This window comes from Hydrogenophaga borbori (assembly GCF_003417535.1).
In the GTDB taxonomy this organism is placed as follows: Bacteria; Pseudomonadota; Gammaproteobacteria; order Burkholderiales; family Burkholderiaceae_C; genus Hydrogenophaga; species Hydrogenophaga borbori.
Genome location: NZ_QVLS01000014.1, coordinates 59,254 through 79,232 on the forward strand (window position 1 = coordinate 59,254; position 19,979 = coordinate 79,232).

19 protein-coding genes are annotated in these 19,979 nt (G+C 69.8%); 10 read left to right on the forward strand and 9 right to left on the reverse strand.

Annotation, left to right across the window (positions count from 1 at the left end; translation table 11 throughout):
* Window positions 1-24 precede the first annotated feature (24 nt).
* On the reverse strand, window positions 25-1,875 hold the full coding sequence (locus tag DY262_RS19360; RefSeq protein ID WP_116960710.1) for an ABCB family ABC transporter ATP-binding protein/permease: 1,851 nt from the start codon (window positions 1,873-1,875) through the stop codon (window positions 25-27).
* Window positions 1,876-1,912: 37 nt separating this feature from the next.
* On the opposite strand from DY262_RS19360, the gene DY262_RS19365 reads away from it, so the two are divergent.
* Window positions 1,913-2,362 (forward strand): acyl-CoA thioesterase, encoded by a 450-nt coding sequence (locus DY262_RS19365; protein WP_116960711.1) that lies wholly within the window; start codon window positions 1,913-1,915, stop codon window positions 2,360-2,362.
* Between the two features lie 16 nt (window positions 2,363-2,378).
* Here the strand turns inward: DY262_RS19365 and mepK are convergent, their stop codons facing one another.
* Genes mepK through DY262_RS19390 form a run of 5 tightly spaced genes read right to left on the reverse strand, consistent with a single transcriptional unit; the run spans window position 2,379 to window position 7,125 of the window.
* A complete protein-coding gene (mepK, locus tag DY262_RS19370) occupies window positions 2,379-2,942 on the reverse strand; it encodes a peptidoglycan L,D-endopeptidase MepK (RefSeq protein WP_116960712.1) in 564 nt (187 codons plus the stop codon).
* Window positions 2,939-4,519 carry a L,D-transpeptidase family protein gene (locus DY262_RS19375; protein WP_116960713.1) on the reverse strand — a complete coding sequence of 527 codons (1,581 nt, stop codon included), beginning with the start codon at window positions 4,517-4,519 and terminating at the stop codon, window positions 2,939-2,941. The genes mepK and DY262_RS19375 overlap by 4 nt, the downstream gene beginning before the upstream one ends.
* Window positions 4,520-4,562: 43 nt before the next feature.
* The gene (locus DY262_RS19380; protein ID WP_116960714.1) at window positions 4,563-5,354 is read right to left on the reverse strand and encodes a crotonase/enoyl-CoA hydratase family protein; all 792 of its coding nucleotides are present in this window, start codon (window positions 5,352-5,354) and stop codon (window positions 4,563-4,565) included.
* Window positions 5,351-5,731 (reverse strand): AtuA-related protein, encoded by a 381-nt coding sequence (locus tag DY262_RS19385; RefSeq protein WP_116960715.1) that lies wholly within the window; start codon window positions 5,729-5,731, stop codon window positions 5,351-5,353. Before DY262_RS19385 ends, DY262_RS19380 begins: the two co-directional genes overlap by 4 nt.
* Window positions 5,728-7,125: an acyclic terpene utilization AtuA family protein gene (locus tag DY262_RS19390; RefSeq protein WP_116960716.1), complete on the reverse strand. Its 1,398-nt coding sequence runs from the start codon at window positions 7,123-7,125 to the stop codon at window positions 5,728-5,730. The genes DY262_RS19385 and DY262_RS19390 overlap by 4 nt, the downstream gene beginning before the upstream one ends.
* Before the next feature lie 168 nt (window positions 7,126-7,293).
* Here DY262_RS19390 and DY262_RS19395 point away from each other — a divergent pair, with 168 nt between their 5' ends.
* The 7 genes from DY262_RS19395 to DY262_RS19425 all read left to right on the forward strand — a co-directional run bounded on the left by DY262_RS19395 (window position 7,294) and on the right by DY262_RS19425 (window position 15,348).
* A complete protein-coding gene (locus tag DY262_RS19395; RefSeq protein ID WP_116960717.1) occupies window positions 7,294-8,169 on the forward strand; it encodes a branched-chain amino acid ABC transporter permease in 876 nt (291 codons plus the stop codon).
* Window positions 8,170-8,178: 9 nt separating this feature from the next.
* Window positions 8,179-9,255 carry a branched-chain amino acid ABC transporter permease gene (locus DY262_RS19400; protein WP_116960718.1) on the forward strand — a complete coding sequence of 359 codons (1,077 nt, stop codon included), beginning with the start codon at window positions 8,179-8,181 and terminating at the stop codon, window positions 9,253-9,255.
* 112 nt (window positions 9,256-9,367) lie between these two features.
* Window positions 9,368-10,198 carry an ABC transporter ATP-binding protein gene (locus DY262_RS19405; RefSeq protein ID WP_116960719.1) on the forward strand — a complete coding sequence of 277 codons (831 nt, stop codon included), beginning with the start codon at window positions 9,368-9,370 and terminating at the stop codon, window positions 10,196-10,198.
* A complete protein-coding gene (locus DY262_RS19410) occupies window positions 10,195-10,983 on the forward strand; it encodes an ABC transporter ATP-binding protein (RefSeq protein ID WP_116960720.1) in 789 nt (262 codons plus the stop codon). Before DY262_RS19405 ends, DY262_RS19410 begins: the two co-directional genes overlap by 4 nt.
* Window positions 10,984-11,005: 22 nt before the next feature.
* On the forward strand, window positions 11,006-12,862 hold the full coding sequence (locus tag DY262_RS19415) for an AMP-dependent synthetase/ligase (protein ID WP_116960721.1): 1,857 nt from the start codon (window positions 11,006-11,008) through the stop codon (window positions 12,860-12,862).
* 38 nt (window positions 12,863-12,900) lie between these two features.
* Window positions 12,901-14,064, forward strand: a complete 1,164-nt coding sequence (locus tag DY262_RS19420) for an ABC transporter substrate-binding protein (protein ID WP_116960722.1) — start codon at window positions 12,901-12,903, stop codon at window positions 14,062-14,064.
* Between the two features lie 108 nt (window positions 14,065-14,172).
* Window positions 14,173-15,348, forward strand: coding sequence for an ABC transporter substrate-binding protein (locus tag DY262_RS19425; RefSeq protein WP_116960723.1), 1,176 nt, complete (start codon window positions 14,173-14,175; stop codon window positions 15,346-15,348).
* A gap of 107 nt (window positions 15,349-15,455) precedes the next feature.
* Here the strand turns inward: DY262_RS19425 and DY262_RS19430 are convergent, their stop codons facing one another.
* Window positions 15,456-16,853: a sensor histidine kinase gene (locus tag DY262_RS19430; RefSeq protein ID WP_116960724.1), complete on the reverse strand. Its 1,398-nt coding sequence runs from the start codon at window positions 16,851-16,853 to the stop codon at window positions 15,456-15,458.
* Window positions 16,854-16,966: 113 nt separating this feature from the next.
* Here DY262_RS19430 and DY262_RS19435 point away from each other — a divergent pair, with 113 nt between their 5' ends.
* Window positions 16,967-17,371, forward strand: coding sequence for a DUF2784 domain-containing protein (locus tag DY262_RS19435; protein ID WP_116960815.1), 405 nt, complete (start codon window positions 16,967-16,969; stop codon window positions 17,369-17,371).
* Here DY262_RS19435 and DY262_RS19440 read toward each other — a convergent pair.
* Complete coding sequence (locus DY262_RS19440) at window positions 17,352-18,332, reverse strand: amidohydrolase family protein (RefSeq protein WP_070397199.1); 981 nt, start codon at window positions 18,330-18,332, stop codon at window positions 17,352-17,354. The two genes, DY262_RS19435 and DY262_RS19440, sit on opposite strands and share 20 nt — an antisense overlap.
* 146 nt (window positions 18,333-18,478) lie before the next feature.
* Between DY262_RS19440 and DY262_RS19445 the strand changes: the two genes are divergently transcribed.
* A complete protein-coding gene (locus DY262_RS19445; RefSeq protein ID WP_116960725.1) occupies window positions 18,479-19,456 on the forward strand; it encodes a Bug family tripartite tricarboxylate transporter substrate binding protein in 978 nt (325 codons plus the stop codon).
* 12 nt (window positions 19,457-19,468) lie between these two features.
* Here DY262_RS19445 and DY262_RS19450 read toward each other — a convergent pair whose 3' ends face one another.
* Window positions 19,469-19,708 (reverse strand): hypothetical protein, encoded by a 240-nt coding sequence (locus DY262_RS19450; RefSeq protein ID WP_116960726.1) that lies wholly within the window; start codon window positions 19,706-19,708, stop codon window positions 19,469-19,471.
* Between the last annotated feature and the right edge of the window lie 271 nt (window positions 19,709-19,979).

Consider the following 19,979-nt stretch of genomic DNA (forward strand, 5'->3'; position numbering starts at 1 on the left):
GCTGGGGTTTTCTCGATCCGGGGCTCAGTCGTTGCCGGCTTGCTGCAGCGCCCACATGCGGGCGTAGGCGCCGCCCCGCGCCACCAGGTCGGCGTGGCGCCCGCGTTCGACGATCCGGCCGTTCTCCAGCACCAGGATTTCGTGGGCGTCGACCACCGTGGACAGCCGGTGCGCGATGACGAGCGCGGTTTTGTGGCGCGCGGCCTGGCGCAGTTCCGCCTGGATCGCCCGCTCGTTGGCCGAGTCCAGCGCGCTGGTCGCCTCGTCGAAGATCATGATCGGCGGGTTCTTCAGCAGGGTGCGGGCGATCGCCACGCGCTGCTTCTCGCCGCCCGACAGCTTGAGCCCGCGCTCACCCACCATGGTGCGCCAGCCCTGGGGCAAGCGCTCGATGAAGCCGCGGATGTGCGCCGCCTCGGCCGCCGCCACCGCCGCCTCGTGCCCCGCCTCGGGCCGGCCGTAGAGGATGTTGTATTCGATGGTGTCGTTGAAGAGCACCGTGTCCTGCGGGACGATGCCGATGGCCTCGCGCACGCTGGACTGCGTGACCTCGGCGATGTCCTGGCCGTTGATCGTGATGCGACCTTCCCCATTGGCCCGGTTGCTGGTGTCGTAGAAGCGGTAGAGCAGGCGCGCCAGCGTACTTTTGCCCGAACCCGAGGGCCCCACCACCGCCACTGTCTTGCCGGCCGGGATGTCGAAGCTCAGGCCGTGCAGGATCTCGCGCGCGGGCTCGTAGGAGAAATGCACGTTCTCGAAACGCACGGTGGGCGGCCCGTCGAGCACGAGCGGCTTCGCGCCGGGCGCGTCCGCCACCTCGCGCTCCTTCTCGAGCAGCGAGAACATCTTCTCCAGGTCGGTCAGGCTCTGCTTGATCTCGCGGTAGAGCACACCCAGGAAACCCAGCGGGATGTAGAGCTGGATCATGAAGGCGTTGATCATGACGAGGTCGCCCAGCGTGAGCTTGCCGGCCACCACGCCGTTCGTGGCGCGCCACAGCATGAACACCAGCGCCACCGCAATGACCAGCTGCTGTCCCGCGTTCAGCAGCGACAGCGTGCGCTGGCTCACCAGGCGCGCGCGGCGCAGCTTCTGCAGGGCCTCGTCGTAGCGCGTGGCCTCGTAATGTTCGTTGTTGAAGTACTTGACCGTTTCGTAGTTCAGCAGCGAATCGATGGCGCGCGTCTGGCCGGCCGATTCCAGTTCGTTCATGCGGCGGCGGAACTGGGTGCGCCACTCGGTCACCACCACGGTGAAGCCGACGTACAGCACCAGGGCCGCCAGCGTGATCCACACGTAGCCCATGTCGAACTGCGTACCCAGCAGCGTGAGCACCAGCGTCACCTCGATCAGCGTGGGCACGATGCTGTAGAGCGAGTACGAGATCAGCGATTGCACGCCGCGCGTGCCGCGCTCGATGTCGCGCGTCATGCCGCCGGTCTGGCGCTCCAGGTGGAAGCGCAGGCTCAGGCTGTGCAGGTGGCCGAACACCTGCAGCGCGATGTGGCGCGTGGCGCCCTCGGTGGCCTTGGCGAAGACGAGTTCGCGCAACTCGGTGAACAGGCTGGTGCACAGGCGCAGGCCGCCGTAGGCCAGCAGCAGGCCGAGCGGCACCACCAGCAGCGCCTGGGCGCTGCCCGGCGGGATGTTCATGGCGTCCACCAGCTGCTTGAGCAGCACCGGCACGCCCACGTTGGCGAGCTTGGCCGCCACCATGAAGGCCAGCGCGGCGATCACGCGCCATTTGTATTGCCACAGGTAGGGCAGCAGGCGCCGCAGGGTGGCCCAGTCGGAGCGGCGGGCGGGCGCCGTGGCGGACTCGCCGGGCGCGGACGGCAAGGCCACACGGCCTCGGGTGGGGGTATCGGGACGCATGCAAGACAATCGTGGGAGTCAGCCGGAGATTGTGCCCATGCCCACCGATTCAAGCCCCGCCCACGCGCCTTTGCCCTCTTTGCCCTCGGACCACCGCGAACTGGTGCTCAAGGTGATCCCCATGCCGGCGGACTGCAACGCCAACGGCGACATCTTCGGCGGCTGGGTCATGGCCCAGGTCGACCTGGCCGGCGCCGTGCTGCCGGCGCGCTTCGTGCGCGGGCGCATGGCCACGGTGGCGGTGAACCAGTTCATCTTCAAGCAGCCGGTGCGCGTGGGCGACATCCTCAGCTTCTACTCGCAGGTCACGCGTATCGGGCGCACGTCCATCACCGTGATGGTGGAGGTGTTCGCCGAGCGCATTTCCTCGCAAGGCCAGTACCTGAAGGTGACCGAGGCCAGCCTGACCTACGTCGCCATCGACCTGGAGGGCCGGCCCCGGCCGATTCCCGCCGACGCCAAGTCGGCCTGGACGGCGCCGGCCTGAGCGCGGGCGGGGGCGCTCAGCCGCCCCAGCGGCGCACGCGCCCGGTGTCGATGTGCACGAACTGTTCGCGCGGGTAGAAACCCACGCCGCCGGCCTGCAGCGACAGCGCGGCATCGCGCAGGTCGGCCAGCGGCACGCCGGGCAGGCGCACGTCGATGGCGCGCCCGTCCATGTGCAGGCTGCGGGTGGCCACACCGCCGCCCCGCGTGGCCTTGAGGTGTGCGTTGGTGAGCGGCGAGCGGTAGCCCGATACCACCTGGTACGGCCGCTCGGTGCCCAGCACCCGGCGCAGGGCGTGCAGCACGTCGTGCAGGCCAGGGTCGATGTGGCCGACGTCGCCCGAGTAGTGGTCGCGCAGGAAATGGTCGAGTCGGCCCAGGGCCTCGGGGAGGTAGCCGTCGCCGCTGGCGTAGACCAGGTCGATCCGCTCGTGCGTGTGCAGGTGGTCGAAGGCCAGCGCGCGCTGGGGCGCGGCCCACACGTGCCGGGGCAAGGCGAGCAGCGGTGCGGCCACCGCGGCGCCCAGGCCCTGGCGCAGGAAACGGCGGCGAGAGGCGGGGAACAAAGGACGGTCGTTCATCGGGAGGGTTGCGGTTGGGGCCGGGGCCGGGCGTCGAGGGCGGCCTGCAGCCGCGCGTCGTGACCATACACGTCGGCGAAGAAGTGGGGACGGCCCTGCTTGACGAGCACCGTGCCGTAGGCGATGAGCACCGGCAGCGGGTCGCGCAGGGCGACGTGGGTGGACGTGCCGGCGGCCATCTGCTCGCGGATGCGCGCTTCGTCCCAGCCGGGCATGCCCGCCATCACGAAGCGCGCCAGCGCCACCGGGTCCTCCACGCGGATGCAGCCATGGCTGAAATCGCGCCGTTCGCGCGCGAACAGGCCGACCGAGGGCGTGTGGTGAAGGTAGATGTTGTCGCGGTTGGGGAAGACGAACTTGATGTCGCCCAGCGCATTGGCCGGTCCGGGGCGCTGGCGGATGCGCAGCCGGCCGGCCAGCACGGCGTCGAGCTTGGCCGGGCTCAGCACCGTGTCCACCGCGCCGTCGCCGCCGACGAACTCAAAGCCCTGGCTCGCCCAATGGCCCGGGTCGCGGCGCAGGCGCGGCACCGTCTCCTGGCGCGCAATCGATGGCGGCACGTTCCAGTAGGGGCTGAACTCGATGCTGCGCAGGCGTTCGTCGAACAGCGGGGTTTCATGGCCCACGGCCTTGCCCACGATCACGCGCATGCTCAGGCGCACCTCGATGCGGCCGTCCACCACTTCGTAGGCGCGCAGCATGTACTCGGGAATGTTGACCACGATCATGCGCGGCCCCTGCAGCAGGGGCGTCCAGCGCAGGCGCTCCAGGGTCAGCGCCGTCTGGCGCGCGCGCGCCGCTGGCGGCACCTCCAGCGCCGCCAGCGTGGCGGCGCCGACCACGCCATCGTCCGTCAGGCCATGGCGCCGCTGGAAGGCCCGCAGGGCCTCGAGCGCGGCGCCATCGAGGCGGTCGGGGGGCGGCGCGCCGCCGGTCAGGTCACCCAGCAGCGCCAGGCGCTCGGCCATCGCGGGCAAACCCGCCCAGTGGCCGCCCGGTTCGAGCTTCGGCGAGCGCGCGCCCGCCGGCCGCGGCAAGGGCGGCAGGCGCCGCGACCAGGCGGAGTGGCCGGCCAGCGCGTCCATGTCGCGCAGGACCTTCTGCAGCTGGCCATAGATCGGCAGCGGGGGAACCGCCGCCCGCACCGCCGCGTCGAGCCGTCCCTGGGCCAGGGCGTCGGCCAGCGCCTTCGCCGGGTCGAAGGCCCTCGGCGCCACGCTGAAGCGCTGGTGCACGGCGTGGGGATCGACGCGGCCAAAGGCCAGGTCGTGCAGGAAGCGTCGCATGGCGGCGCCCAGCTCGGTGGCGAAGCGGGCGCCGGCCGCCCCGTCCGGGCGGGCCAGCGCCTCGCCCAGCTGCCGCTGGAGCGCCTGGACCTGGTAATCGCCCGGATCGAGGCCGTTCGCCCCTGCGCCGGCCAACAGGGCCAGCGCCTGGCGGGCCAGCGGCTCGTTCCAGGCCTGGCCGCTGCCGGCCTCGACCCAGGTGGCGGCCGCGGCGGGGCCCGGCCACCAGGGCAAGGCGCCCAGGGCGAGCAGCCAGTGGCGGCGGCGCCAGGAAAACGGAGCCAGGTGCATGGCGGCATTGTCCCCGACCGGGCGGCCGCCCCCGGGCCACGGGTCAGAACCGGCCGTGGCGCCCCTCGCCCGCCGCGAAGCGCTGCGCGCCTTCCAGCGCGTCGGGGATGCGCGCCTGGCCGCGCCGCCATTCCTGCTGCAGGGCCTCGCCCAGGGACAGGTCCCACTGCGCGTAGGCGCTCTCGCGGTCCGCGAGCATCGTGGCCTGTGGGAAGCCCGCGAGCTGGCGCGCCAGCGCGATGGCCGCCTCGCGCGCCTGCCCGCTCGGCACCACCCGGTTGGCCAGGCCGATGCGCAAGGCCTCGTCGGCCTCGACCTTGCGGCCGGTCAGGATCAGGTCCATGGCGTGGCCCATGCCGATCAGGCGCGGCAGGCGCACGGTGCCGCCATCGATGAGCGGCACGCCAAAGCGGCGGCAGTAGACGCCGAAGTAGGCGTCGGCCTCCATCACGCGCAGGTCGCACCACAGCGCCAGCTCCAGGCCACCGGCCACGGCCGCGCCGGCCACGGCGGCGATCACGGGCTTGGACAGGCGCAGGCGCGAAGGCCCCATGGGGCCGAGGGCGCGCGCATCGGCGCTGTCGAAGTCCAGATCGGCCAGCGCCCCGCCTCCGCCGGCCTGCGCGGCGCGGGCGCCGAACTGCAGGTCCCAGCCGGCGCAGAAGTGGCCGTGCGCGCCGTGAAAGACCGCGACCCGTGCCGCGGCATCGTCCTCGAAGGCCAGGAAGGCCGCGTGCAGTTCGCGCGCGGTGGCGCTGTCCACCGCGTTGCGCACCTCGGGGCGGTCCAGGGTGACGACGCGGATGCCGTCGAGGGTTTCGATGCGCACCGTCATGAGGCCTCCCACCAGCCCACGCGCGGCTGCTGCAGGGCGGCCTCCAGTTCGGCCGCCCCCACCTCGATCTCCAGCCGCAGCAGCGCCGCCGCCATGGCCTTGCCCAGGTTGTCCAGGCGCAGGTTGCGGGCGCCGCCGCCCTGCAGCGCCCCCTTCAGCACGAACTTGAGCGCCAGGATGTTGGGCAGCGCCCAGGCGTCCACCTCGCCCGGCAGCCAAGGCGCGAAGTGCACGCGCACGCGCTCGGCGGTGACCTCCCGCGCCAGCAGGGCGTAGCCCGCCGGGTTCCAGGCGAACAGCCCAAAGTCCACCCAATCGGCCTTGTCGCCGCTGCGCGCGTGGGCGATGCGCGCGAGCGGAATGCGGACCCGGTTCATGCGGCCTCTCCCATGAACTCCACCTGCACACCCGCCTCCACCTCGCCCCGGTCCACCAGCGTGGGCCAGATGCCCAGCAGCTCGCTCACGTTGTGCAGCCCCGTGAAGCCGCAGGTGTAGGCGGGGCCGCTGAGGCCCATCCACGGGAACAGGCGCCCGAAGCCCTCGGCCGCGGCCTTCTCGGGCGTGCGCAGCACCAGCCGCGTCCAGATTTCGTTGAGCTGGTTGAGCGCGTCCACCGCCGGCAGCGGCGCCAGCGGCCCATGGGCGGAGTTCAGGCCGGGGTACTCCACGTACAGCTCGTCGTGCGGCACGCGCCGCTCCTTCAGCTGGGCGCGGATGGTCGCCTGCGCCTGCTGCGACTTGTCCCAGGCATCGGGCCAGGAAAAGCCCCAGGTCACCTCGGCCTTGTAGCCGTCGCGGAAACCCGCCACCACCTTCAGCCGCTCGCTGGACGCGCGGCCGCGCGCGCCGGTCAGCCGCACGCGGTCCTGCCCGAGGTCTTCCAGGTGGATGCCGCCCATGTCCAGCACCACGTCGGGGCTGTGGTAAGCGTGCGGGTCGTGCACCTCGTACAGCAGCTGCTGGCGCACGGTGTCGAAATTCACCCGCCCGCCGGTGCCCGGCGCCTTGGTGATGAGCGCGCTGCCATCGGCCCAGACCTCGGCGATGGGGTAGCCGATGTGCGCCAGATCGGGGATGGACTGCCAATGCCCCTGCGCGCCGAAGTTGCCGCCGCTGCCCTGCCCCGAGCACTCCAGCAGGTGGCCCACGGTGAGACCTTGCGCCAGGCGGTCGAGCGCTTCGCCCTCGCGCGCGCCGTCCAGGCGCCAGCCGTGCGCGTGCGCGATCGGGCCCAGGAACAGCGCCGCGTCCGCCACCCGGCCGGTGATGACGATCTGCGCGCCCCCGTCCAGCGCGCGCACGATGGGCGCGGCGCCCAGGTAGGCGTTGGCGAACACCAGCCGCTCGCGCACCGCCGCCACCGGCGCGCCGGTGAACAGGTGCTCGAAGGCGCCGCCGGCCGGGTCGGCCAGGCGAGGCAGCACGTCGTCGCCACTGACCACCGCCACGCGCGCCTTCAGGCCCTTGGCGGCGAAGGCGGCCAGCACCGCCTGCGCCGCGCCCCGCGGGTTCAGGCCGCCGGCGTTGCAGACGAAGCGCACGCCCTGGCGCTGCATCAGCGGCCACAGGCGCAGCAGCAGCGGCACCACGTCTCGCGCGTAGCCCAGTCCGGGGTCGCGCTGGCGGTCCTTCTGCAGGATGGCGAGCGTGAGTTCGGCCAGGTGGTCGCTGGCGATGAACTGCACGCCGCCGCGTTCGATGCTCGCGGCAATGGGCTCCCAGGCGTCGCCGTAGAAGCCCAGGCCGGCGCCGATGCGGATGGAATTCATGGGCACCGATGGTGCTGGCGCCTGCGCGACTGCCGATGGGGGAGAACCCCTAGCGGCAGTCCCGGGGAGGACAGCTATAAATCTTCGACCCCTGCGGTGCGGCCCGCTCCCAAGCTTGCAGCAAGCTGCGCACCAGCCCCGGGGCAATACAAGACAGGAGACGGTTCCGTGCAACTGCTGCAACTGCTGATCAGCGGGGCGGCCCAGGGATGCATCTACGGCCTCATCGCGCTGGGCTTCGTGCTCATCTACAAGGCGACCGAGACCGTGAGCTTCGCGCAGGGCGACCTCATGATGGTGGGCGCCTTCGGCGGCCTGCTCACCATGACGCTGCTGGGTTTCCCGTTCTGGCTGTCCGTCGTCGCCGCCGTCGTGGGCATGGGCCTGTTCGGCATCGTGCTCGAGCGCCTGGTCATCCGCCCCATCCTGGGACAGCCCGCCTTCTCCATCGTCATGCTCACCATCGGCGTGGGCTACCTGCTGCGCGGGCTCATCACCATGATCCCGAACATCGGCACCGAGACACACACCCTGCCGGTGCCCTACGCGGGCCAGGTGCTCAAGCTGGGTGCGCTGGTCATCTCGGCCGAGCAGATCGTGGTGATCGGCGCCACCGCCCTGCTGTGCGCGCTGCTGTTCGCCATGTTCCGCTACAGCAAGCTGGGGGTCGCCATGCAGGCCTCGTCGCAGAACCAGCTGGCGGCCTACTACATGGGCATTCCGGTCAAGCGCCTCAATGGCCTGGTGTGGGGCCTGGCGGCGGGCGTGGCGGCCATCGCGGGCCTGCTGCTGGCGCCCATCACCTTCGTGCACGCCAACATGGGCTTCATCGGCCTCAAGGCCTTCCCGGCGGCGGTGGTGGGCGGCTTCGGCAGCCTGCCCGGCGCCATCGTGGGCGGGCTCATCATCGGCATCGTCGAGGCCATCGCGGGCTTCTACCTGCCCGAGGGTTTCAAGGACATCGCGCCTTACATCGTGGTGCTGATCATGCTGGTGCTCAAGCCCAACGGGCTGTTCGGCGAGAAGCTGCGCAAGAAAGTCTGAGGCCGAACGATGCGATTCCTCTTCAAGACGAACTACGACCAGGACATCCGGCTCGCCAAGCACGGCGGCCACGTGTTCTGGTACGGCCTGCTGTGCCTGTTCCTGCTGGCCGCGCCCTGGGTGATCGACGAGTACTGGCTGGCGCAGCTCACCTTCGTGCTGATCTACGGCATCGTGGGCCTGGGGCTGATGCTGCTGGCCGGCTTCACCGGTCTGTTCTCGCTCGGTCACGCGGCCTTCCTGGGCGTGGGCGCGTACACGCAGGCCGCACTGGTCAACGCGGGCGTGCCCTTCCCCATCGCCCTGGCCTGCGCCGGCCTGCTGGCGGCGGCGGTGGGCGTGGTGGTGGGCCTGCCGGCGCTGCGCGTCAAGGGCATCTACCTGGGCATGGCCACGCTGGCCTTCGGCTTCATCGTGGAAGAAGGCATCGCGCGCTGGGAGTCGGTCACCGGCGGCAACAAGGGCCTCATGGTCAACCCGCCCCAGCTCTTCGACTGGGCGCTCGACTCCACCAACGAGTTCTACTTCCTCTGTCTGGTGGTGTGCGTGCTCAGCACCCTGGCCATCGTGAACCTGATGCGCTCGTCCACCGGCCGCGCCTTCGTCGCGATCCGCGACTCGGAAATCTCGGCCCAGAGCATGGGCATCCACCTGGCGCGCTACAAGACCCTGTCCTTCGCGCTGTCGGCCGCGCTGGCGGGCCTGGGCGGCGCGCTCTATGCGCACAAGATCCAGTTCCTGTCGCCCGAGCAGTTCTCCATCATCCAGTCGATCGACCTGCTGCTCATGGTGGTGATCGGCGGGCTGGGCTCCATCCACGGCGCCTTTCTCGGCGCCATCTTCCTCATCGTCATGCCGCAGCTCATCGCTCTGGGCAAGGACATCCTGCCCGAGGCCATCGGCCAGTCCGCGGGCCTGCAGGGCGCGGTGTACGGCGCGGTGCTGATCGCCTTCGTGTTGTTCGAGCCGATGGGACTGTACGGGCGCTGGCTCAAGGTGCGCGCCTACTTCCAGCTCTTCCCGTTCTACCGCCAGGGCATGTTCAAGCGGCAGAAGTCGTTCCAGAAATCGGAGAGATTGAGATGACCCCCCGCGTCGCTTCGCGCCACCCCCCAAGGGGGGCCATGCCTGCGGCCTGGCAAAGCCCGTTCCGCGGCATGTCTGGACAGGGTTCCCTTCGAGCCGGAATGGCCAGCGTATGAACGACACCGACACCCTGCTGTCCGCGAAGAACCTCAGCGTGCGCTTCGGCGGCGTGCTGGCGGTCAACAACGTCAGCTTCGACGTGAAGAAGGGCGAGGTCTTCACCCTGATCGGCCCCAACGGCGCGGGCAAGACCACGGTGTTCAACCTCATCAGCCGCATCTACACGCCCACCACCGGCAGCATCGATTACGCCGGCCCCGCCGGCCCGGTGCGCCTGACGGACCAGGCGCCGCACAGCATCGCCCGCCTGGGCATCGCGCGCACCTTCCAGAACATCGAGCTGTTCGAGCACGCCACCGTGCTGCAGAACCTGCTGATCGGGCGCCACACGCACCGCCGCACCGGCCTGTGGAGCGAGATCTTCTTCACCGGCAAGACCCGCGCGGCCGAGGTCGAGGCGCGCGAGAAAGCCGAACAGGTGATCGACCTGCTGGACCTGCAGCACCACCGCGAGAGCCTGGTGGCCGGCCTGCCCTACGGCGTGCGCAAGGTGGTGGAGCTGGCGCGCGCCCTGTGCACCGAGCCGCGTCTGCTGCTGCTGGACGAGCCCTCCTCCGGCCTGAACGTGGAAGAGACCGAGGACATGGCCTTCTGGATCACCGACATCAAGAACGAGCTCGGCATCACGGTGCTGATGGTCGAGCACGACATGAGCCTGGTGTCCAAGGTGTCCGACCGCGTGCTGGCCATGAGCATGGGCACGGAACTCACCACCGGCACGCCGGCCGAGGTGCAGAGCCACCCGGGCGTGATCGAGGCCTACCTGGGCAGCGTGGACGACGTGTCCAGCCTGCGCCGCGAGAACCACAAGGTGATGCCATGAGCGTGCCCACCAGCGACGCGCCGGTCCTCAAGCTGTCCAACGTGGAGAGCGCCTACGGGCCCATCAAGGCCATCCGCGGTGTGAGCCTGCAGGTGCGCCGCGGCGAAATCGCCACCGTGCTGGGCAGCAACGGCGCGGGCAAGACCACCATCCTCAAGACCATCAGCGGCATCATCGACCCGCGCAAGGGCACGGTGGAGTTCAAGGGCCAGGACATCACCGCGCGAGACCCGGCGCTGATCGTGCAGCAGGGCCTGCTGCACGTGCCGGAGGGGCGCGAGGTCTTCCCGCTGCTGAGCGTGCGGGACAACCTGCTGATGGGCGCCTACACCCGCAAGGACCGCGACGGCGTGGCGCGCGACATGGAAATGGTCTTCGGCTACTTCCCCATCCTGAAGGAGCGCGCCGCGCAGGACGCCGGCCTGCTCTCGGGCGGCCAGCAGCAGATGCTGGCCATCAGCCGCGCGCTGATGGCCACCCCCGACCTGGTGCTGCTCGACGAGCCCAGCCTGGGCCTGTCGCCCAAGCTCACCAAGGAGATCTTCGAGATCGTGGTGCGCATCAACCGCGAGCGCGGCACCACCATCCTGCTGGTGGAGCAGAACGCCAACATGGCGCTCAACGCCTCCGACTACGGCTACGTGCTGGAGAACGGGCGCATCGTGATGGAAGACACCTGCGCCCATCTGCGCGAGAAGGACGACATCAAGGAGTTCTACCTCGGCATGAAAGAAGCCGGCGTGCGCGCCGACCGCCGCTGGAAGAAGAAGAAGAACTGGCGCTGAGCGGCGACGAAGGGGACACGACATGAGCTACCTCTGGGACCTCTCCCACATCCAGCCCCAGACGGCAAGCGTGCTGGACGGCGACACCATTCCCGCCATGTTCTGGAACGCCGTGCGCGCGCGCGGCCCGAACGTGTGGATGCGCCAGAAGGACCTGGGCCTGTGGCGCAGCTGGACCTGGACGCAGACCGGCCAGGCCGTGCGCGAGATCGCCCACGGCCTCATGGCCCTGGGCTTCGCGCCCAGGGAAACCGCGTCCATCCTGTCCAACACCACCATCGAGTGGGTGCTGGCCGACCTGGCCGTGCTGAGCGCGGGCGGCGTGGCCAACGGCATCTACCCCACGGACGCGCCCGAGCAGGTGCACTACCTGTGCGAGGACTCGCGCACCACCGTGCTGTTCGTGGAGGACGAGGAGCAGCTCGACAAGGCCCTGGCCGTGCGCGCCCAGCTGCCGCTGCTGCGCAAGATCGTGGTGGTCGACATGGAAGGCCTGCGCGACTTCCACGACGAGCAGGTGATCAGCCTGGACGCCCTGCGCGCCCTGGGCCGCGAAGACCTGGCGCAGCACCCGCAGATGCTGGAACAGCGCGTGGCCAGCGTGGGTCCGGACGACCTCGCCATCCTGGTCTACACCTCGGGCACCACGGGCAAGCCCAAGGGCGCCATGCACTCGCACAAGGGCCTCGTCTACACCGTGCGCGGCTACAACGCCATCCTGCCGCGCTACGACAGCGACGAGTGCATGTGCTTCCTGCCGCTGTGCCACATCGCCGAGCGCATGGGCGGCGAGTACTTCTCGCTCTACACGGGCGCGCGTCTGAACTTCGTCGAGAACCCCGAGACCGTGCCCGAGAACGTGCGCGAGATCGCGCCCACGGTCTTCACCGCGGTGCCGCGCGTGTGGGAGAAGTTCTACTCCGGCGTGATGATCGCCCTGAAGGAAGCGAGCCGACTGCAGCAGGCCGCCTACGCCTGGGCCATCGGCGTCGGCCAGCGCGTGGCCGATCACGTGCTCAAGGGCGAGGCCGTGCCAGGCGGCCTCAAGCTGCGCTTCCGGCTCGCGCGCCTGCTGGTGCTCGACAACGTGCGCAAGCTCATCGGCATCCACCGCTCGCGCTTCCTCGTCACGGGCGCGGCGCCCATCTCGCCCGACCTGGTGCGCTGGTACCTCGCGCTGGGCGTGCCCATGCTCGAGGTCTGGGGCATGACGGAGACCTGCGGCGCCTCCACCGGCGTGCCGGCGCAACGCATCAAGCCCGGCAGCATCGGCCCGGCGGCGCAGTACAACGAGGTCCGGCTCGACGCCACCACCGGCGAGATCCTGGTGCGCGGGCCCAACGTCTTCATGGGCTACCTCAACCTGCCCGAGAAAACCGCCGAGGCCATCGACGCCGAGGGCTGGCTGCACACCGGCGACGTGGGCGTGGTGGACGAGGAGGGCTTCTTCCGCATCACCGACCGCATGAAGGACATCATCATCACGGCCGGCGGCAAGAACATCACGCCCAGCGAGATCGAGAACGAACTGAAGTTCTCGCCCTACGTCACCGACGCGGTCGTCATCGGCGACCAGCGACCCTACCTCACGGTGATCATCATGATCGACCAGGAGAACGTCGAGAAGTTCGCGCAGGACAACGACGTGCCCTTCTCCAACTACGCCAGCCTCACGCGCACGGCCGAGGTGCAGCAGCTCATCCAGGGTCTCATCGACGCCACCAACCGCAAGTTCGCGCGCGTCGAGCAGATCAAGAAGTTCTGGCTGCTCGACACCCAGCTCACCGCCGAGGACGAAGAGCTCACGCCGACCATGAAGCTCAAACGCAAGCTCGTGCAGAAGAAGTACGCCGAGCAGATCGAGGCCATGTACCACTGACGCCGCCCCGCGCGGCACCACCCGAGGAGACCCGCGCCGTGAAGACCCGCTACACCCTGACCGCTTTCGCGCTGGCGCTGTCGGCCAGCGCCGCCCTGGCCCAGTCGCAGGGCGTGAGCAAGGACGAGATCGTCCTCGGCTCCATCCAGGACCTCTCCGGCCCGCTGGCCGGCTTCGGCAAGTCCGTGCGGCTGGGCATGGTGCTGCGGGTGGACGAGATCAACGAGCAGGGCGGCATCAACGGCCGCAAGATCCGGCTGCTCGTCGAGGACTCCAAGTACGACCCGCGCAACGCCGTGCTCGCGGCGCAGAAGCTGGTCAACCAGGACAAGATCTTCGCCATGGTGGCCCACATCGGCACGGCGCAGAACATGGCCGCCATGCCGGTGCAGTTCCAGAAGAACGTCATCAACTTCCTGCCCGTGACGGCCGCGCGCGAGATGTATGAGCCCTTCCACCGGCTTAAGTTCGCCAACATCGGCCCGTACTACGAGCAGATGCGCACCTTCCTGCCCCGCATGGTGCAGGAGAAGAAGCCCAAGGCGGTCTGCGCCATCTACCAGGACGACGAGTTCGGCCTGGAGGTGCTGCGCGGCGCGGAAGAAGGTCTCAAGGCGGTCAATCTGCAGATGGTCGAGAAGACCTCGTTCAAGCGCGGTGCCACCGACTTTTCCTCGCAGGTGGCGAAGATGAAGTCCGCCAATTGCGACTTCATCGTGCTCGGCACCATCATCCGCGAGACCATCGGCACCATCGCCACGGCGCGCAAGCTGGACTACAACCCCACCTTCTTCGGCTCGCAGGCGGCCTACACCGACCTCATCCACAAGCTCGGCGGCCCGGCCATGAACGGCCTGTACGCCACCATGACGACCCAGCACCCCTACCTGGACGAGGCCTCCCAGCCCATCCGCTTCTGGGCCAACAAGTACAAGACCAAGTTCAACGAGGACCCCAACGTCTTCTCGGTCTATGGCTACAACGCCATCGATATCTTCGCCCGCGCCGCGGGCAAGGCCGGCGCCAACCTCAACACCGACAGCTTCGTCAAGACCATGGACAGCCTGAGCGTGCCGACCGACATCTTCGGCTCGCCGCCGCTCAGCTTCAGCCCGCAGCGGCGCTACGGCAGCATGGCGATGCGCCTGTCGCAGATCCAGGACGGCCGCTGGAAGGTGGTCTCGGACTATGTGAACAACTGAGTGCGCTCGCCTCGGGCCGGTGCGGCGGGAAGGGTTTTTCCGCATCACCGCCCCGGTCAAAGACCCCATCATCCCCGCAGAAACGACAACCCACCGGAGACGACAGCGATGAAAACGACACTGAGTCTGATCGGCGCGGCCATCGCGCTGAGCACCGGCGCCGCCATGGCGCAATCACAGGGCGTGAGCAAGAACGAGATCGTTCTCGGCTCCATCCAGGACCTCTCCGGTCCCATCGCCGGCTTCGGCAAGCAGGTGCGCCTGGGCATGATGCTGCGGGTGGACGAGGCCAACGAGCAGGGCGGCGTCAACGGCCGCAAGATCAAGCTCATCGTCGAGGACTCCAAGTACGACCCGCGCAACGCCGTGCTCGCGGCGCAGAAGCTGGTCAACCAGGACAAGATCTTCGCCATGGTGGGCCACATCGGCACGGCGCAGAACATGGCCGCCATGCCGGTGCAGTTCCAGAAGAACGTCATCAACTTCTTCCCCGTGACGGCCGCGCGCGAGATGTACGAGCCCTTCCACAAGCTCAAGTACAGCTTTGCCGCCACCTACTACGACCAGATGCGCGTCGCGGTGCCCAAGCTGGCCAAGGAGAAGAACGCCAAGAAGGTCTGCACCATGTACCAGGACGACGAGTTCGGCCTGGAGGTCAAGCGCGGCGCGGAAGACGGCCTCAAGGCCAACGGCATGTCGCTCGCGGCGGAAACCACCTACAAGCGCGGCGCCACCGACTTCGCCTCGCAGATGCAGAAGCTGGCCTCGGAGCAGTGCGACATGGTGGTGCTGGGCACCATCATCCGCGAGACCATCGGCGCCATCGCCACCGCCAAGCGCCTGGGCTTCAACCCCACCTTCATCGGCTCCAGCGCGGCCTACACCGACCTCATCCACAAGCTCGGCGGCCCGGCCATGAACGGCCTGTACGCCACCATGACGGTGCAGCACCCCTATCTGGATGCCGCCTCGCAGCCCATCCGCTTCTGGGCCAACAAGTACCAGACCAAGTTCAATGAGGAGCCCACGGTGTTCTCCGTCTACGGGTACCTGGCCATCGACGCCTTCATCCGCGCCGCCACCAAGGCCGGCCCCAACCTCAGCACCGACAGCTTCATCAAGGCCATGGACACCATGACCATTCCGCCCGACATCTTCGGCAGCGCCGAGCAGACCTTCAGCCCCACCAAGCGCCTGGGCAGCAACGCCACCCGCATCTCGATGCTGGACAACAACCGCTGGAAGGTGGTCACGGAGTACATCAACACCACCACCGGCAAGTGAGGTCCGCCTGACGGTTTCCTGAGCATTCGCGCCGCCCGCTCGACGGGCCATGCGCGGCAGCCGCCGGTGTCGCAAGCCCCGGTGGCTTTTTTTTGCCGGGGCCGCGCTCAGGCGGTGGGCAGCGTCCACCAGAAGCGCGCGCCCTCGCCCACCCGGCCGCAGGCGCCCACTTCGCCACCGTGCTGCTGCACCACGCGGCGCACCACCGTCAGGCCCAGGCCGGTGCCGGGCACCGCCTCGCCGGCCAGGCGGCTGAAAGGCTTGAACAGCTCGCTGGCGCGCGCCTCGTCGAACCCCGGGCCGTTGTCGCTGACGGCGAAACGCCAGGCCTGGTCCTCGCGCTGCGCGCCCACCTCCACCGCCAGCCCGGGCCGGCCCTGCCCGTACTTGAGCGCGTTGCCCACCAGGTTGGTCACCACATGCGCCATCAGCCCGCGGTCCACCACCACCACGGGCAGCGGCCCCACGCGCACCGCGTGGCGCGCGCTCGGGTATTCCATGGCCAGCTGCTCCACGCATTCGCGCACCAGCTCGCCGAAGTCCACCTGCGCCTTCTGCAGCGCCTGCTGCTCCACGCGCGCCAGGTCCAGCAGGTCGCTCACCATGCGGCTGGCGCGCAGGGACTCATGGCCCAGCTTGCGCACCAGGGGCAGGGCCTGGGCCGGCTGGCCTTCTTCGATGGCCTCGCGCGCCATCTCGCTCAGGCCGTGGATGTTGCGCAGCGGGCCGCGAAGGTCGTGCGAGACCATGCCCGAGAAGGCGCGCAGGCCCTGGTTGATCGCCTCCAGCTGGGCCGTGCGCTCGTGCACCGTGCGGTCCAGGCCGTCGGCCAGGCGCTGCATCGCGGCCTCGGCCTGTTCGCTGCGGCGCAGCTCGCTCGCCAGCCGGCGCGCGTCGCGTTGCAGGATCAGCGTCAGCACGAAGAAGTACACCAGCACGATGGGCAGCGGCGTGATCTCCCGAAACGTCCGCACGTCCAGGCCCACGCGGATGGCCAGCAACAGCAGCAGCGGCTGCACCAGCAGCGCCGCCGCCAGCGCGAACTGCCCGCTCCAGCGGTCGTGCCACCAGCGCCACAGCAGCCACAGCGAGGCCGCCACGAGCACCCCCGACGAGGCCAGCGGACCGCGGAAGGGGTTGTCGCCCAGCACCCTCACCAGCGCCACCACCCAGACCAGGCCGAGCGCACTCAGCCAGGCAAAACGCCACCCCTGGTGGCGGGCGCCGGGCGTGAGGTAGGTGTGCAGCCCCACCAGCAGGGCGGTCAGCGCGAACACCACCACCGCGGCGGCCGGGCCGCCGATGCCCTCGGCCCGCACGCCGAAATGCAGCTGGGCCACCCGAAAGCCGAGCTGCGCGAGACCGAACAGCACGGCCGAGCCCGCCAGCCAGCGCACGTAGGGCCAAGAGGCCCGGTTGGCGTAGGCGATGAAGATCACACCCAGCAAGGCGACCATCGCCCCGGTCATGAACCGCAGGTCGCCAAAGAGTGAAAGCCAGCCCATGCTCGCTCCGAAACCGCAACGCCGCGAGTGTGACAGACGGATACATATCCGCCAGCGGGTTGTCACCGAACGGGCGGCGCGAGCGGCCGCCGGTGCATCGCACAATGCCCGGCATGTCCCCCGACACCGCCCTCCGGCTCGCCGACGCCCTGCTCGCGCTGCACCTGGGGGTGGTGCTGTTCGTGGTGGGCCTGCTGCCCCTGGTGCTGCTGGGCGGCGCCCTGGGCTGGCGCTGGGTGCGCCACGCCGGCCTGCGCGCCGCGCACCTGGGGCTGATGCTCTTCATCGCGGCCCAGGCCTGGCTGGGCCGGCTGTGCCCCCTCACCGTCTGGGAACAGGACCTGCGGCGATCGGCCGGCGAGACCGGTCACCGCGAGAGCTTCATCGGGTACTGGCTCTCGCGGCTGCTCTACTGGGACGCGCCGTGGTGGGTGTTCGTGGCCGCCTACACGGCCTTCGCGGCCTTGGTGGGGCTGGCGTGGTGGTGGGTGCGGCCGCTCAGAGGCCGAACACCCTGAGCGCGTTGCCCCCGCGCACCGCCTCGCGCTGGTCGGCCGCCAGGGTGTCGATCTTGCCCAGCGCGCCCTTCACGTCGTGCACCTGGTGCGGCCAGTCGGTGCCCAGCATGACCTGCGAGGCGCCCACGATGGACACCAGGTACTGCAGCGAGCGCGGGTCGTAGGTGATGCTGTCGTAGTAAATGTGGCGCAGGTAGTCGGTCGGCTTGCGCTGCATGCGCCGGCGCTGGGGGATCTCCACCTCGTCGCCCTTCTCGAAGCGGCCCACCAGGTAGGGCAGCGTGCCGCCGCCGTGCGAGGCGATGAGCTTCATGTTCGGGAAACGGTCGAAGAAGCCGTCGAAGATCATGCGCGTGAAGGCCAGCGTGGTGTCGAACATGAAGCCCACGGACCAGCTCAGGTCGTACTTCGTCATGTCCATCAGGTCCACGCCCGGCGGGTCGGTGGGGTGCACCAGCACCGGCAGGCCGCGCCGGTCGATGGCGGCCCACACGGGCTCGAAGAATGGGTCGGTGAGGCTGCGGCCCGAGATGTTGGCCAGCACCATCACGCCCACCGCGCCGTTGGCGCAGGAGCGCTCCAGCTCCTGCACGGCGCGCTCGGGGTATTCCCAGGGCAGCGAGGTGAACCAGCGGATGCGGTCCGGGTACTGCGCCTGGGCGCGCGCCATGGCGTCGTTCGACTCCACCGCCGCCTGGCGGCTGGTGGCCTCGTCGCCCCAGTACACGTTGGGGCAGGTCAGCGAGACGATGGAGATGTCGATGCCCGCCGCGTCCATCTGCCGGATGCGCAGCGCGTAGTCGAAGTGCCCGGGCTGCGGAATGGCCACCGGCGTGTCGCCGCGGAAGATCTCGTCCTGCCCGTCGGGGCGGCGCTGGATGTTGTAGGCCCCGCCCTTGGCCTTGAGCAGCTCCAGCCAGGCAGGCGTGTACATGTGCGTGTGAACGTCGATGACGGGCATGTGATGTCTCCGGTGTTGTCCTTGTTTGTCGCGCGCCCACGCCGTCGCGCGGGACCGTTAGCAAGCATACCTTTTCGGGAAAACACGCATGCGTCCATCGGGTGCGCCCTCCCAGAATCGGTGCTCCATACAACGAGGAGACACGCATGCAACGCCGACACTTCCATGCCCTGGCGGGCGCTGGCCTGCTGGCCGCCGCCCAACTGGGCCTGCCAGGCCTGGCCCAGGCGCAAGACAGCGGCACGCTGCGCGTGTGGGTGGGCTTTCCACCCGGGGGATCGGTGGACACGGTGGCGCGCATCGTGGCCGAGAAGATGCGGGGCACGCTCAACCAGAACGTGATCGTGGAGAACAAGCCCGGCGCGGGCGGGCGGCTGGCGCTGGGCGAGCTGCGGCGCATCGCGCCGGACGGCAACACCATCATCCTGGCGCCCAGCGGGGCGCTGGTGATCTCGCCCTACCTGTACCCCAACGTGGGCTACGACCCCATCAAGGACTTCAGCCCCATCGCGCGCGCCACGGTGTTCGACTTCGCCGTGACGGCCGGCCCGGGCGCGCCGCAGGGCAAGCTGAAAGACGTGCTCGACTGGATGAAGGCCAACCCCGCCAAGGCGAGCTACGGCACCTCCGGCGCCGGCACGGTGCCGCACTTCGCGGGCCTGCTCATCGGCCAGGCCACGGGCATTCCCCTGACGCACGTGGCCTACCGCGGCGGCGCGCCGGCCGCGCAGGACCTGCTGGGCGGGCAGATTCCGCTGATGGTGGACACGGCGTCCGAGACCATCGAACACCACCGCGCGGGCCGCCTGCGCATCCTGGCCGTGACGGGCGAACAGCGCTCGGCCGCGCTGCCCGAGGTGCCCACGCTGAAAGAGCAAGGCATCCCGCTGGCGGCGGACGCCTTCTTCGCCTACTTCGGCCCGGCCGGCATGAACCCGCAGGCGGCGGACCGCATCAGCAAGGCCGTCGCGGTGGCGCTGGCGGACCCGGGCATCCAGGAGAAGATCCGCGGCTACGGCCTGGTGCCCAGCCACGCCGGGCCGGCCGAGACGGGCGCCATGGTGGTGGAGCACCTCAAGCGCTGGGAAGCGCCGGTCAAGGCCTCGGGCTTCAAGCCGGAGTGAGGCGCTACCCGCTCAGGGCTGGCGCCCGTACTGGCTGAGGCGCCGCGTCCGTTGTTGGCGCGCCTGGCGCCGCGCCTCGGCCTGCGCCGACCGCGCCCCGCGCCGCAGCAGCTCGGCCGCGACGCGGGCATCGGGGTCCTCGGCCAGACGGGCCGTCAGCAGGCGGCTGAAGAAATCGGTGATGCCCATCCGCAGGCGGGCCTGGGCATCGTCCTGGCTTGGCGGCCGGCTCACGCCGGGCTTCATGAACAAGGCCTTGTCCTCCTTCGTCGAGGCGTCGGGCGGGACAGGCCGGGCGGCGCGCGCCGGCGCCGGCACGGAGCGTGTCGTCGAGGACGGGGCGGGAGCAACGCGGCGGGCGGCTGAAGCGGTCATGCGGTGGCAGGGGCAGCGGGCGCCCTGGCGGGCACCGGAGAACGGCCATGAGTGGTGGATCGCTCACCCTGGTTTCCACCATCGGCCGTCTGGCCGGGGCCGCGCGGCCCCGGCTTGAGCCAGCGCAAGGTGCCCAATGCCCGGCCAC

Excerpts from the sequence above, each read along its gene's own strand:
- DY262_RS19435 (WP_116960815.1), top strand. The coding sequence starts at position 16,967 with ATGTCCCCCGACACCGCCCTCCGGCTCGCCGACGCCCTGCTCGCGCTG.
- DY262_RS19430 (WP_116960724.1), bottom strand. The coding sequence starts at position 16,853 with ATGGGCTGGCTTTCACTCTTTGGCGACCTGCGGTTCATGACCGGGGCG.
- DY262_RS19440 (WP_070397199.1), bottom strand. The coding sequence starts at position 18,332 with ATGCCCGTCATCGACGTTCACACGCACATGTACACGCCTGCCTGGCTG.
- DY262_RS19410 (WP_116960720.1), top strand. The coding sequence starts at position 10,195 with ATGAGCGTGCCCACCAGCGACGCGCCGGTCCTCAAGCTGTCCAACGTG.
- DY262_RS19390 (WP_116960716.1), bottom strand. The coding sequence starts at position 7,125 with ATGAATTCCATCCGCATCGGCGCCGGCCTGGGCTTCTACGGCGACGCC.
- DY262_RS19365 (WP_116960711.1), top strand. The coding sequence starts at position 1,913 with ATGCCCACCGATTCAAGCCCCGCCCACGCGCCTTTGCCCTCTTTGCCC.
- DY262_RS19380 (WP_116960714.1), bottom strand. The coding sequence starts at position 5,354 with ATGACGGTGCGCATCGAAACCCTCGACGGCATCCGCGTCGTCACCCTG.
- DY262_RS19445 (WP_116960725.1), top strand. The coding sequence starts at position 18,479 with ATGCAACGCCGACACTTCCATGCCCTGGCGGGCGCTGGCCTGCTGGCC.
- DY262_RS19375 (WP_116960713.1), bottom strand. The coding sequence starts at position 4,519 with ATGCACCTGGCTCCGTTTTCCTGGCGCCGCCGCCACTGGCTGCTCGCC.
- DY262_RS19425 (WP_116960723.1), top strand. The coding sequence starts at position 14,173 with ATGAAAACGACACTGAGTCTGATCGGCGCGGCCATCGCGCTGAGCACC.
- DY262_RS19415 (WP_116960721.1), top strand. The coding sequence starts at position 11,006 with ATGAGCTACCTCTGGGACCTCTCCCACATCCAGCCCCAGACGGCAAGC.
- DY262_RS19360 (WP_116960710.1), bottom strand. The coding sequence starts at position 1,875 with ATGCGTCCCGATACCCCCACCCGAGGCCGTGTGGCCTTGCCGTCCGCG.
- DY262_RS19400 (WP_116960718.1), top strand. The coding sequence starts at position 8,179 with ATGCGATTCCTCTTCAAGACGAACTACGACCAGGACATCCGGCTCGCC.
- DY262_RS19405 (WP_116960719.1), top strand. The coding sequence starts at position 9,368 with ATGAACGACACCGACACCCTGCTGTCCGCGAAGAACCTCAGCGTGCGC.
- DY262_RS19385 (WP_116960715.1), bottom strand. The coding sequence starts at position 5,731 with ATGAACCGGGTCCGCATTCCGCTCGCGCGCATCGCCCACGCGCGCAGC.
- mepK (WP_116960712.1), bottom strand. The coding sequence starts at position 2,942 with ATGAACGACCGTCCTTTGTTCCCCGCCTCTCGCCGCCGTTTCCTGCGC.